This window comes from Mesorhizobium sp. B263B2A, assembly GCF_020165775.1.
In the GTDB taxonomy this organism is placed as follows: domain Bacteria; phylum Pseudomonadota; class Alphaproteobacteria; order Rhizobiales; family Rhizobiaceae; genus Mesorhizobium; species Mesorhizobium opportunistum.
Map to the genome: position 1 here is coordinate 285,573 of NZ_JAIUIU010000001.1, position 12,243 is coordinate 297,815.

At 63.5% G+C, this 12,243-nt stretch carries 12 protein-coding genes; 10 read left to right on the forward strand and 2 right to left on the reverse strand.

Features of this window, described 5'->3' with window-relative positions:
* Positions 1 to 110: 110 nt before the first annotated feature.
* Positions 111 to 1,085 carry a transcriptional regulator GcvA gene (gene gcvA, locus LB568_RS01385; RefSeq protein WP_013891820.1) on the reverse strand — a complete coding sequence of 325 codons (975 nt, stop codon included), beginning with the start codon at positions 1,083 to 1,085 and terminating at the stop codon, positions 111 to 113.
* Positions 1,086 to 1,296: 211 nt separating this feature from the next.
* Here gcvA and speB point away from each other — a divergent pair, with 211 nt between their 5' ends.
* The 5 genes from speB to LB568_RS01410 all read left to right on the forward strand — a co-directional run bounded on the left by speB (position 1,297) and on the right by LB568_RS01410 (position 5,213).
* Positions 1,297 to 2,358 (forward strand): agmatinase, encoded by a 1,062-nt coding sequence (gene speB, locus LB568_RS01390; RefSeq protein WP_013891819.1) that lies wholly within the window; start codon positions 1,297 to 1,299, stop codon positions 2,356 to 2,358.
* An 82-nt stretch (positions 2,359 to 2,440) separates the two neighbouring features.
* Positions 2,441 to 3,250, forward strand: coding sequence for a transporter substrate-binding domain-containing protein (locus LB568_RS01395; protein ID WP_224728816.1), 810 nt, complete (start codon positions 2,441 to 2,443; stop codon positions 3,248 to 3,250).
* A gap of 6 nt (positions 3,251 to 3,256) precedes the next feature.
* Entirely contained in the window at positions 3,257 to 3,913 is a 657-nt protein-coding gene (locus LB568_RS01400) for an amino acid ABC transporter permease (RefSeq protein ID WP_224728817.1), read from the forward strand.
* A complete protein-coding gene (locus LB568_RS01405) occupies positions 3,910 to 4,557 on the forward strand; it encodes an amino acid ABC transporter permease (protein WP_224728818.1) in 648 nt (215 codons plus the stop codon). Before LB568_RS01400 ends, LB568_RS01405 begins: the two co-directional genes overlap by 4 nt.
* Positions 4,558 to 4,778: 221 nt before the next feature.
* Positions 4,779 to 5,213, forward strand: coding sequence for an FKBP-type peptidyl-prolyl cis-trans isomerase (locus LB568_RS01410; RefSeq protein ID WP_140574275.1), 435 nt, complete (start codon positions 4,779 to 4,781; stop codon positions 5,211 to 5,213).
* 64 nt (positions 5,214 to 5,277) lie between these two features.
* Here LB568_RS01410 and LB568_RS01415 read toward each other — a convergent pair whose 3' ends face one another.
* The gene (locus LB568_RS01415) at positions 5,278 to 6,681 is read right to left on the reverse strand and encodes an MATE family efflux transporter (protein WP_224728819.1); all 1,404 of its coding nucleotides are present in this window, start codon (positions 6,679 to 6,681) and stop codon (positions 5,278 to 5,280) included.
* Positions 6,682 to 6,933: 252 nt separating this feature from the next.
* Between LB568_RS01415 and LB568_RS01420 the strand changes: the two genes are divergently transcribed.
* From LB568_RS01420 to LB568_RS01440, 5 genes are all read left to right on the forward strand, one after another.
* Positions 6,934 to 7,851, forward strand: coding sequence for an AraC family transcriptional regulator (locus LB568_RS01420; protein ID WP_224728820.1), 918 nt, complete (start codon positions 6,934 to 6,936; stop codon positions 7,849 to 7,851).
* 229 nt (positions 7,852 to 8,080) lie between these two features.
* Positions 8,081 to 9,352 carry an ABC transporter substrate-binding protein gene (locus LB568_RS01425; RefSeq protein WP_013891812.1) on the forward strand — a complete coding sequence of 424 codons (1,272 nt, stop codon included), beginning with the start codon at positions 8,081 to 8,083 and terminating at the stop codon, positions 9,350 to 9,352.
* 150 nt (positions 9,353 to 9,502) lie between these two features.
* Entirely contained in the window at positions 9,503 to 10,369 is an 867-nt protein-coding gene (locus tag LB568_RS01430; protein WP_224728821.1) for a carbohydrate ABC transporter permease, read from the forward strand.
* Positions 10,366 to 11,178 (forward strand): carbohydrate ABC transporter permease, encoded by an 813-nt coding sequence (locus LB568_RS01435; RefSeq protein ID WP_140574265.1) that lies wholly within the window; start codon positions 10,366 to 10,368, stop codon positions 11,176 to 11,178. The genes LB568_RS01430 and LB568_RS01435 overlap by 4 nt, the downstream gene beginning before the upstream one ends.
* A gap of 15 nt (positions 11,179 to 11,193) precedes the next feature.
* Positions 11,194 to 12,240 (forward strand): NAD(P)-dependent alcohol dehydrogenase, encoded by a 1,047-nt coding sequence (locus LB568_RS01440; RefSeq protein ID WP_224728822.1) that lies wholly within the window; start codon positions 11,194 to 11,196, stop codon positions 12,238 to 12,240.
* The last annotated feature ends 3 nt before the right edge of the window (positions 12,241 to 12,243 follow it).

Consider the following 12,243-nt stretch of genomic DNA (forward strand, 5'->3'; position numbering starts at 1 on the left):
GCCATCCACAATCGCGACAGGCCTCATAGCATCGAATTGGCCAAAACGCTGCCCGCTTTCAGGCTGGCCCGACAAAAAGAACGGCCTGCGTATGGCCATCCGCAGCCGGCTCAACCCGCGGTCTTTGCGCCGATGACCTTGAGCGCCGGGCGCTTGCGGCGGCTGATGATACGGCCGGCGACCGGGGCGTCGGCGCGGCCGTCATCTCCGGCCTTCTCGGCGAACAGCCAGTCGATGAACACCTGCACGATCGGCGTCGCCCGCATTTCATTGCGGCAGACGACATAGAAATCATCGACCGCCGGTACCGACAGGCTGAACGGCGCGACCAGCATGCCCCTGGCCAGCAGCGCGCTTGCCGTGACGGAATCGCCCAGCGCCACGCCATGGCCGTGCACCGCGGCCTCGGTCGCCATGCGGGCATCGCCGAGATGATGGCGGCGGCCACGTTCGAGGTCCAATGCGTCGGCGGCGGCCAGCCAGGTGTGCCACTCGCGGCCGTCGTCGCCATGCAGGAAGACATGATCGGCGAGGTCCCTGACGCTGCGGATCGGACGGTTGTTGATCAAGGTCGGACTGACCACCGGGAACAGTTCGAGGCCCGACCATTTGCGCATCCAGCAATCCGTCCAGGTTCCGTTGCCATAGTGCACGCAGACATCGATATGCGGCGCACGGATATCCCTGGCGTCGTTGGAGGGGATGAGCGTCAGCTGGATGTCGGGATATTGCGCGGTGAAGCTGCCCAGCCTCGGCGTCATCCACAAAAGCAGCAGTGCCGGCACGCAGGACACCGACAGCGCGCCGCTGCTTGCCGGCCGCGTCAGCCGCTGCGTGGCGGCGGCGATGCCGTCGAAAGCGGTCGATACCGCCGGCAGGAGTTCCGCACCATGCGGCGTCAGCTTGACCCGCTGGCCGACCCGCTCGAACAGCTTGACGCCGAGCGATTGCTCCAGCGCCTTGATCTGGTGGCTGACGGCGCCATGCGTGACATTGAGCTCACTCGCCGCCTTGGTCAGCGAGCCATGGCGCGCCGTTGCCTCGAAGGCGCGCAGCGGGTTCAGGGGCGGCAGGCGCTTGGCCATCATGGAACTCGTTGTTTGTGAGTTTTTCTCACAGAAAAGACCCTAACAATATCAATTGCTTTTTCAAGGCGGCTGCCGGACACTTTGGCACGGAATAGCACCAAGACATCAAATCTGCAGGCAGCCAGCGGGACAGCGACCCGGCCGGACGACGGTCAGTTCGCATCGGATCGTCGACGGGCCGCACTGCATCAGCCCAGGAGGAGCGGATATGGGTTACGATCGCGGCAAGCTCGACGCGCTGCGTCGCAAATATGGCGAGAGCCATGGCGGCGAGATGTTCGACCCGAAATTCCGCAAGGTCGCCGACAAGATCTTTTCCAAGAGCGGCACGCGGCTTGCGCCCTATGCCGGCATCCCGACCTTCCTCGCTGCGCCCTACCGCGAGATAGCGGCGGAGAATCCGGATTTCGGCGATTTGCAGGTGGCGATGATCGGCGTGCCGATGGACCTCGGCGTCACCAACCGGCCGGGCTCGCGCTTCGGGCCGAGGGCGCTGCGCGCCATCGAACGCATCGGCCCCTACAATCACGTGCTGGAATGCGCGCCGACGCATGAACTCAGGGTCGCCGACATCGGCGATACGCCCTTCCGCAGCCGTTATCGGCTCGAGACCAGCCATGAGGACATCGAACGCCGCACCAACCAGATCGTCGATGCCGGCGTCATTCCCTTGTCGGTCGGCGGCGACCATTCGATCAGCCATCCGATCCTGAAAGCCGTCGGCAAGAAAGCGCCGGTCGGCCTGATCCACATCGATGCCCATTGCGACACCAGCGGCCTGTTCGACATGACCAAGTTCCACCACGGCGGGCCGTTCCGCAACGCGGTGCTCGACGGCGTGCTCGACCCGACCCGCACCATCCAGATAGGCATCCGCGGCTCGGCCGAGTATCTGTGGGAGTTCACCTACGAGTCCGGCATGACGGTCGTTCATGCCGAGGAGGTGACCGGGCTCGGCCTCCCGGCCATCATCGAGAAAGCGCGCAAGATCGTCGGCGACGGTCCAACCTATGTGTCCTTCGATATCGACAGCGTCGATCCGGCCTTCGCGCCGGGCACCGGCACGCCGGAAGTCGGCGGTCTGACGACGCGCGAAGTGCTTGAACTGCTGCGCGGCCTCAAAGGGCTCAACATTGTCGGCGGCGACGTCGTCGAGGTGGCGCCGCAATATGACGCCACCACCAACACCGCCCATGCCGCCGCCCAAGTGCTGTTCGAGATATTGAGTCTGATGGTGTTCAGCCCCGCAATTACTGGCAAGGGTGCCTGACGTTCGAAAAAGCAAAGGCGGCCGCCGCGCTGGAGCCGGCGGCCGACCCAACAATCAAAAGCTTCCAGACAGGGGAATGACAATGACAATCCGCACGACACTCAGATCATCCATCGCCGCCGTCCTGGTGCTCGGCGCCGCCGGTATGGGCTCCGCCACGCAGGCCGCCAACGCCGACGCGCTGGCCGATATCACCAAGGCCGGCAGCATCAATGTCGGCGTCTTCGCCGACTTCCCGCCCTTCTCCTCGGCCAGCGCCGACATGAGCCTCAAGGGCTACGACATGGACGTCGCGCAATACATCGCCGACACGCTTAAGGTGAAGCTCAATCCGGTCGCCGTCACCGGCCAGAACCGCATCCCCTATCTGAACGATCATCGCGTCGATATCCTGATGAGCGTCGGCTATTCGAAGGAGCGTGAGCAGGTCATCGACTTCGCCGCCGCCTACGCGCCCTATTACATTGCGGTGATCGGGCCGGCCGCGATGGCGGTCAAAGGCAAGGAAGACCTTGCCGACAAGTCGATCGCCGTCAACCGCGGCACGCTCGAAGACACCTCGCTCACCGAAGCCGCGCCCGCCTCGGCCGATATCAAGCGTTTCGACAATTACAATTCGGTGATCCAGGCCTTCATCTCCGGCCAGACCCAGCTGATGGTCGTCGGCAACGATGTCGGCGCCCAGGTGCTGGCCAAGCAGGACGCGCTGAAGCCGGAGCAGAAATTCCAGCTTCTCACCTCGCCCTCGCATATCGGCCTCAACAAGAATGAGGACGGACTGAAGAAGGCGGTCAACGATGCCATCACCAAGATGCTGGCTGACGGCAAGCTCGACGAAAGCTCGAAAGCCTGGCTGAAGACGCCGCTCAACCCCGACAACCTCAAGGATTGAGTTTCCGTGGCCTTCGGCTGGCTCCCAGGTGCCGTGGGCGACATTGCCCACGCCGCCGCCACGACGATCCTATTGATCGCCGTCACAACGCTGGCCGGAACGCTGCTCAGCATCCTTGGCGCTGCGGGGCGGCGGAACGGTCCCGTGCCGCTCAAACGGGCCATCGCCTGCTATGTCGAGGTGATGCGCAACACGCCGTTCCTGGTGCAGCTGTTCTTCATCTTCTTCGGCCTGCCGAGCCTCGGCATCAGGCTCGATCCGATCCTGGCCGCCATGCTGGCGATGACGCTCAACATGGCGGCTTACACCATCGAGATCGTCGGCGCCGGTCTCGATGCCGTGCCGGGCGGGCAGACGGAAGCAGCCCTTGCGCTCGGGCTGCGGCCGCGCCAGGTGTTCATCAAGATCGTGCTGCCGCAGGCGCTCAAGATCATCTATCCGGCACTCACCAGCCAGATCGTCATCATGATGCTGGAGTCGGCCGTGGTGTCGCAGATCGCGGTGCGCGAGCTGACCTATGAGGCCGACATGCTGCAGGCGCGCACCTTCCGCTCCTTCGAGACCTATTTCGTCGTGACGCTGGTCTATCTCCTCCTGTCGATGGCCTTACGCCGGCTCCTGGTCACAGGCGGGCGCCAGGTTCTGGGGGCTGGCGTGTCATGATCGAGTTCACGCTTTGGGACATCATTCGCAACCTTCTGCTCGCCGCCCGCTGGACGGTGTTGTTGTCGCTGGCCGCCTTCATCGGCGGCGCGATTGTCGGCATGATTGTGCTGTTCTTCAGGATATCCAAGAACACATGGAGCCGGCGCATCGCCTCGGGCTACATCGCGCTCTTCCAGGGAACGCCGCTGCTGATGCAGCTCTTCCTCATGTTCTTCGGCCTGCCGATGCTCGGTCTGCGTATCGAACCCTGGACGGCCGCCGTGCTCGGGCTGACCTTCTTCGCCAGCGCCTATCTCGCCGAGATCTGGCGCTCCGGTGTCGACGCGCTGCCGTTGGGCCAATGGGACGCCGGTGCCAGTCTCGGCCTGCACTATCTACAGGAGCTCAGGCTGATCATCCTGCCGCAGGCGTTCTCGATCACCCGCGCGCCGACGGTCGGCTTCCTGGTGCAGCTGATCAAATCGACGGCGCTGACCTCGATCATCGGCTTCGAGGAGCTGGTCAGGACATCCAACGCCATCAACAACGCGACCTTCGAACCGTTCAAGGTCTACGGCCTGGTGGCGCTGATCTTCTTCGTCATGTGCTTTCCGCTGACGCAGTACGCCCGCCGTCTGGAGAAGCACGCGTCGGCGCACTGAGCCACGAGCACGTTGTGTTGACCGGCATCGACGGCGGCTACATTGAGTGATTTCGGTGGTGAAGGCGGCCACACGGGAAGCCGGTTGGCAGCAGCGCTTTACATTTGCGGCCTGGCACCTAGTTTTAGAGTTTCGCGCCGTGCACCTCAGTGCGTGGATGATCGAAAACGGGACCGTGACCTCTGGCCGGCCCCTCAAAAGCTCCCAAAAGGATGACTGCCATGACACAGGCCAAGAATGGCGACACCGTGCGCATCAATTATACTGGACGTCTGGCCGACGGCACTCAATTCGACGCTTCCGGCGGCGAACCGTTGCAATTCACCCTGGGTGAAGGGCAGGTGATCGCCGGTCTTGAAACCCATGTCGAGGGCATGGAGGTCGGCGCGAAAAGCAGCGTCACCGTTCCCGCTGAAGCCGCCTATGGCCCCCACCGCCCCGAAGCGGTCATGACCATCGACCGCGCCCGCGTGCCGGATAACATCAATGTCGATATCGGGACTCGATTGCAGGTCAGAACCCGCGAAGGGGGAGCCATGCCGGTAACGGTCGTCGGCGTGAACGACGCCAGCGTCAAGCTCGACGGCAATCATCCGTTGGCCGGAAAGGACCTGGTGTTCGACGTTGAACTGGTCGAGATCGTTCAGGCGGCGTAGTTCCGGCGTCAACGGGATAATCACGGCTGAAAGTTCGGTGGCGGGCAACCGGCAATGGTCTGTTTCAATGCCCGAACGCCAGCGGCGGTGCGATCCTGTCGCGCCGCAGCCAGCGCGCCAGAAGCAGCGCCGCCACCACGGCCAGCCCCGACGACAGCCCGATCCAGATGCCGACGCCGTGGAAGCCGAAATGGAAGGCGAGCAGCACGCCGAGCGGCAGGCCGACGCCCCAATAGCCGATCGCTGCATAGATCATCGGCACCTTGGTGTCGTGCAGGCCGCGCAGCATGCCGGCGGCAACGGCTTGCGCGCCGTCGAACACTTGGAACAGGGCAGCAAATACCAGGAACGACACGGCAAGCGCGATCACCCTGGCATTGGCCGGGTTGGCGAGGTCGATGAAGGCGCTGATCAAAAGGTGCGGCCACAACACCATCACCAATCCCATCAGAGCCATGAACGAGACGCCGATGACGAAGGCGGTCCAACCGGCGCGCGACACGCCTTCCGGATTGCCGGCGCCATGGGCAAGACCAACGCGCACCGTCACCGCCTGGTTGAGGCCAAGCGGCACCATGAAGGAGATCGAGGCGATCTGGATGGCGATGGCGTGCGCGGCAAGCGAGTCCGCGTCGATCAGGCCCATCAGCAGCGCTGCCGCATTGAAGATCGTCACCTCGAAGGCAAGGATGCCGGCGATCGGCAGGCCGAGCCGCAGCAGGCCCTTGAAGCGCGGCCAGTCGGACCGCCAGAAGCGGCCGAACAGTCGGTAGCGCCGGAACTTCTTCTCCAGCATCACCACCACGGCCATGCCGGTGAACATCAGCGTCGAGGACAGCGAGGTGGCAAGGCCCGAGCCGGCAATGCCCATCGACGGCACGCCGAGATTGCCGAACATGAACACCCAGTTGAAGAAGGCGTTGCAGGCGACGGCGACGAAGACGATGACCAGCGCCCAGCCCGGCCGCTCCAGCGCCGAGATGAACGAGCGCAACACGATATAGCCATAGAAGGGCAGCACCGCCCATTCGAGCCAGCGCAGGTAAATGCCGGCCTGATGCGCCAGGGCCGGTTCCTGGCCCATGGCCAAAAGGATGGCCTCGCCATGCCAAAGCACCAGCCAGATCGGGATCGAGATCAGGATCGCCAGCCACAGGCCCTGGCGCACCGTGCGGCGCAGGTCGCGCACCGAATGGCGGCGACGGCCAAGTTCGGTCGCGATCATCGGCGAGGTCGCCAGCATCAGGCCAAGGCCGAAGATCAGCGGCATGAAATAGAGGTTGGCGCCAAGCGCGCCGCTGGCCAGCGTGTCCGGCCCCAGACGCCCCATCATCATGACGTCGGTCGCCGTCATCGCCGTCTGGCCCAGATTGGTCAGCACCATCGGCCAGGCGAGCGCCAGCGTCGCCCTGATTTCCTGACGCCAAAGGTTTTCCGGCGCGCGAGCGCCGGCTTCGATCGCAGACATTGTTCCGCTCTTTCCAGATACGGCACGTCGGCATTAAAGCCGGAAGCCGCATATCAAACGGCAAAACCTTCGGTTTCGCGGCGTTTGCGTCAGCATTTGGACGAAACGCGACATGAAGGCAAGGGAGGAGGGGCAGGAACAGATTGAGCCAGCACTGTTCCAGGGGTAGCGTTGCCTCGTTCCCTTGCCGGCCACGGGCTGTTACGGATTGCCTCGGAGATAGGCAGCCGGCGAACCCGCCGGGAGGAACGGATGGCGTTCAGACAGCGAAAAAACCCGGTTGCGACGCTGCGCACGGCGCCGGCCTTCGAACATATCGTCACCGAGGCGAGCGACAGTTTCCTGTGGCGGCTCGACGACTATCCGTGGGAGCGCAATGTCTGGAACTTCCATCCGGAATACGAAATCCATCTGTTGCGGAAATCCTCCGGCGTGGTCCTGGTCGGCGATCATATCGGCGAGTTCGGGCCGGGTTACCTGACCATCGTCGGCGGCGGGCTGCCGCACGATTGGGTGACGGCGGTGCAGCCGGGCGAACTGATCGAGGGCCGCGACATCGTCCTGCAGTTCGATGCGCAGAGGCTGCGCGGCTCGGCCGGCCTGTTGCCTGAATTGCGCGAACTGGAACCATTCCTGGAGCGGTCGGCGCGCGGCATGGTCTTTCACGGCCGCACCGCGCTGGAAGGCGCCGCGCTTATGGAGCGGATGGGAACCGTGCATGGGCTCGCCCGCCTCTGCCTGTTCCTCGAACTGGTAGATCTCCTCGCCAGGACCGACGAATACGAACTGCTCTCGTCGCCGGATTTCTCGCCGGTCCTGGATGCCGCCTCGCTGGACATCATCCAGCGGGCACTGATCTATCTCTTCCAGCATTTCGCCGAGGACCTGAAGCTGCCGGAAGTGGCGGAACTCGCGGGGATGACCGAGAGCACGTTCTCGCGCTTCTTCCAGAAGAACACCGGCAACTCCTTCAGCGACCACCTCGCCAAGCTCAGGCTCTGGCAGGCCTGCAAGCTGTTGTCCGACACCGATATTCCGATCACCGACATCTGTTTCCAGGTCGGCTACATGAACATCTCGAACTTCAATCGTGCGTTCATGCGCAAGCACAAGATGACACCGTCGTCCTATCGCAAGCTGTCGCGGCAGCGGCTGACGATGCGCGCATAAATCGCCATTTCAGGTGCAATCGGTACTCACGTGAATGGCGCCCCGGATGGGCGCCCTTTTTTGCGCTGCACAATGCATAAAAGTACAGGTCTGCTGCAACGGAGCTTCTAGCACGAGCCGCCGCAACTCCGCATTTTGGCGATGGGTGGCATGTCGCTCGGGCGATGGTGAGGATCGCTGAACCGAGGACTTTGCGCTTCCTGCGAAGTGTACCTGGAGGAGAAAGACCATGAGACCAGTTCGGCTCGCTGCCAGCCTTGGCGCAGCTTTTTTGCTTTCCGCTACCGTTTCCACCCTTGCGCTCGCGCAGGCACCAGTCTGCTCGGCGCCGGTCAAGGTGCTGGCTCAGCCACGCGATGGCCTGACCCTTCTGGAGGACTCCAAGGCCGAGTTCGAGAAGCTTGCCGGCGCCGGTTTCCAGATCGATTATCTGAACGAGAACGACCGCCGGGCCAAATCGCGCGCCGATGCGTCCACCGTCGGCAACTACAATGTCTATTATGTCGACGAAGCCAACGTCGCGTTGTTTGCCTCCTCGAAATGGATCGTGCCGCTGACCGATTACTATCCCGCGGACTATGATTACGCCGACTTCGATCCTGGCCGCCAGAAGGTCGCGACCTATGACGGCAAGGTGTGGTTTGCGCCGCTGACCGGCGGCGGCGACCTGATGGTCTACCGCAAGGACGTGCTTGAAGCCGCCGGCATCCAGCCGCCGAAGACGCTGGACGAGCTGATCGCCGATGTGCCGAAGCTGACCAATCCGGACAAGGGCATGTATGGCATCGCGCTGCGCGGCGCACGCGGCTCGGGCGCCAATGTCTGGCGCTGGATGCCGTTCTTCAAGGCCTATGGCGGCCAGTGGTTCGACGGCGACAAGCCAGCCTTCAATTCGGATGCCGCGGTCAAGGCAACAGAGACCTATCTGAAACTGTTCAAGGATTCGGCACCCGGCACGCAGACCGGCAGCTGGGATGAATCGACCGGCGCCTTCCTGTCGGGCCAGGTCGCGATCCTCGTCGAATCGACGCCGCTGTCTGGCATGGCGGTCGACCCGAAGACCTCGCAAGTGGTCGGCAAGATCGGCTTCCTGCCGCCGCCCTCGCCGCTCACCGGCGGCGGCTATGGCCATGGCCTCGCCATCGCCGCGAAGGCCAATGCCGACGATGCCTCGAAGAAATGCGCCGGCCTGTTCATCGCCTGGGCGACTTCGAAGGAAAACGAGAAGCGCCGGCTCGATGCCCACCAGTTCGGTGAACTGAACCGCACCAGCGTCCTGTCCAGCAAGGAATTCGCCGATATCTACGGCGCCGATCTCGGGCAGGCGCTTGCCGAAACCGGCAAGGTCACGGCGGTCAACTTCTGGCAGGATCCGCGCTGGCCGGATCTCGGCGACCGCTGGGGCATCATCCTCGAGGAACTGGTCACCGGCACCCGTACCGACATCAAGGGCGGCCTCAACGAGCTCGAGGCCTATGCCAACGATCTGGTGAAGAAATAAGCCATCCTCCCCCCGCGGCGCACGGTCCACGGCATTCAAGCGGATGTCGGGACCTGTGCGCCGCGGGTTCCCATCATTGCCGTTCGAGCCAGCCATCGCGAAAAGGTCCAGCCATGCTCAATCGCTCGAGACGCAGCCAGGGATAGACAGATGCCACGACGCTCTTCCTTGCCGGTCACGTTTGTGGTGCCGACGCTCGTCATTCTCTTGATCCTGTCGATGGTGCCGACACTCTATGCCATTGTCATCGCCCTGCAGAACCGCGAGCTCTCTTCGACAGCCTATTCCTATGTCTGGCTCTCGAATTTCGCCGACCTGTTCGCCGACCGGCGTTTTCTCAACGCCGTCTGGGTGTCGGTGAAATGGGAGTTCGTCACCGTTGTCGCGACGATGGTTGTGGCGATCGGGCTGGGCGTCCTGATGTTCGAGGTCGCCAGCCCACGCCTGCGCAACGTCTACTGCCTGCTGTTCATCATCCCGGTGCTGCTGCCGCGCGTTTCGGCCGCCTTCGTCTGGAAGTTCGCCTATCACCCGCTCTACGGCATCGCCACCTACCCCTATCGCCTGCTGACCGGCGGGCTGATCTTCGACCCACTGTCCAAGCCGGCGACGGCGCTGTTCGCCGTCGCGTCGGTCGATGTCTGGCAATGGGGCCTGTTCTTCGCCGTCATCGTCCTGAAGCTCCTGGAAACGCTGCCGCCGCAGCCGATCGAGGCAGCGCGGCTCGACCATGCCAGGCGCTGGGAGATCCACGCCTACGTGACCTTGCCGATGCTCAAGGCGCCGCTGATCAGCCTGATGTTCGTCAAGATGATCGAGTCGCTGCGCTCCTTCGACCTGATCTATGTCATGACCCGCGGCGGCCCGGGCGTGGCCACCGAAACGCTCGACATGTACGCCTTCTCGCAAGGCTTCATCGAATCCGGCAAGGTGTCCTACGCCTCGGCGATGGCCGTGCTGATGATGATCGCCACCGTGATCACCTTCACCATGCTGTGGAAGCGGGTGCAGGCATGAGGCCGGGTAGGCTCATAGGCAAGGCCGTGCTGGCATTTGCCGGCTTCATGGCCGTGTTTCCGCTGCTGTGGACAGCGCTCAATTCGCTGAAGAACAATGTCGACATCATCACCCGCGTGCCGCGCCTGGTGTTCACGCCGACCCTTGCCAACATCAGCTACATCATCGGCCGCGACAGCGTCATGACCGGTCTCTACAACTCCGTCATCGCCTGCGGGGTCGCGGTGCTGATCGGCGTGGTGCTCGGCCTGCCGGCCGCCTACGCCGTCGCGCGCTACCCCAACCGCTGGGCCGGCGACATCCAGTTCTTCGTGCTGTCGCTGCGCTTCCTGCCGCCGGTGGCGGTCGCCATCCCGCTGATGGTGATCTGGCTTCAGCTCGGGCTTTACGACACGCTGGCGGCGCTGATCGTTACCTATTCGCTGCTCACCATCTCGGTGATCATGTGGCTTGCCATCCCCGCCTTCCAGGCCGTGCCGAAGGAGGTCGAGGAAGCCGCCTTCGTCGATGGCTACGGCGCCTATTCGGTGTTCTGGCGGATCGCGCTGCCCGTGGCTGCCCGCTCCCTGATCGGTGCGGTCGCCTTCAGCTTCGTGCTGGTCTGGAACGAGTTCTTGATCGCGCTGATGCTGTCCAGCTCCAACGCCAAGACCTTGCCGATCGTCGCTTCGGAACTGTCCCAGCAAGGCATGAACGTGCCGTGGGGCATACTCAACGCCTCGGTCGTGCTTTTGTCGCTGCCGCCGCTTTTGTTTCTCGGCGTGCTCAGCGGCTTCCTGAATTCCGTTTTCCGGCAAAAAAAGACTTGAAGCGAGGACGATACGATGCGGGCACTGGTGCTTGAGAAGAAGGGTGAGCTGGCCTTGCGCGAGATCGCTTTGCCGCTCGATGTCGGGCCGGACGACGTCAGGATCGCCATCCACACGGTCGGTGTCTGCGGCAGCGACGTGCATTACTACACCCATGGCGCCATCGGCAGCTATGTCGTGCGCGCGCCGATGGTGCTCGGCCACGAAGCGTCCGGAACGATTATCGAAATCGGCGCCAATGTCAGGACGCTGAAGGTCGGCGACCGCGTCTGCATGGAGCCGGGCGTGCCGAACCTGTCGTCGCGCGCGACAAAGCTCGGCATCTACAATGTCGACCCGGACGTGACTTTCTGGGCGACGCCGCCGGTGCATGGCATTCTCGCGCCTGAAGCCGTCCATCCGGCGGCGTTCACCTACAGGCTGCCGGACAATGTCTCCTTCGCCGAAGGCGCGATGGTCGAACCTTTCGCCATCGGCATGCAGGCGGCCGCCCGCGCGCGCATCGTTCCGGGCGACGTCGCCGTCGTCGTCGGCTGCGGCCCGATCGGCATCATGATCGCGTTGGCGGCTCTCGCCGGCGGTTGCTCGAAAGTGCTGATTTCCGACTTCTCCGCCCCCAAGCTCGAAATCGCGGGGCGCTATCCCGGTATCGTCCCGGTCAATATCGGCGAACGGTCGCTGGCCGATGCGGTGGCGGCAGCGACCGACAATTGGGGAGCCGATATCGTCTTCGAGGCCAGCGGCAGCCCAAAGGCGTTCACCAATCTGTTCGACGTCGTGCGCCCCGGCGGCGCGGTGGTGCTGGTCGGGCTGCCGGTGGAGCCTGTGTTGCTCAACGTGCCGGCGGCCATATCGAAGGAAGTGCGCATCGAGACGGTGTTCCGCTACGCCAATATCTTCGACCGCGCCTTGCAGCTCATCGCATCGGGCAAGGTCGACCTCAATCCGCTGATCACTGGCACCTATGATTTCTCCGACAGCATCGCGGCGTTCGAGCGGGCAGCGGCGGGCAAGCCGGAAGACGTCAAGCTGCAGATCCTGATTTCGAGCGAGAAGGCCTGACCA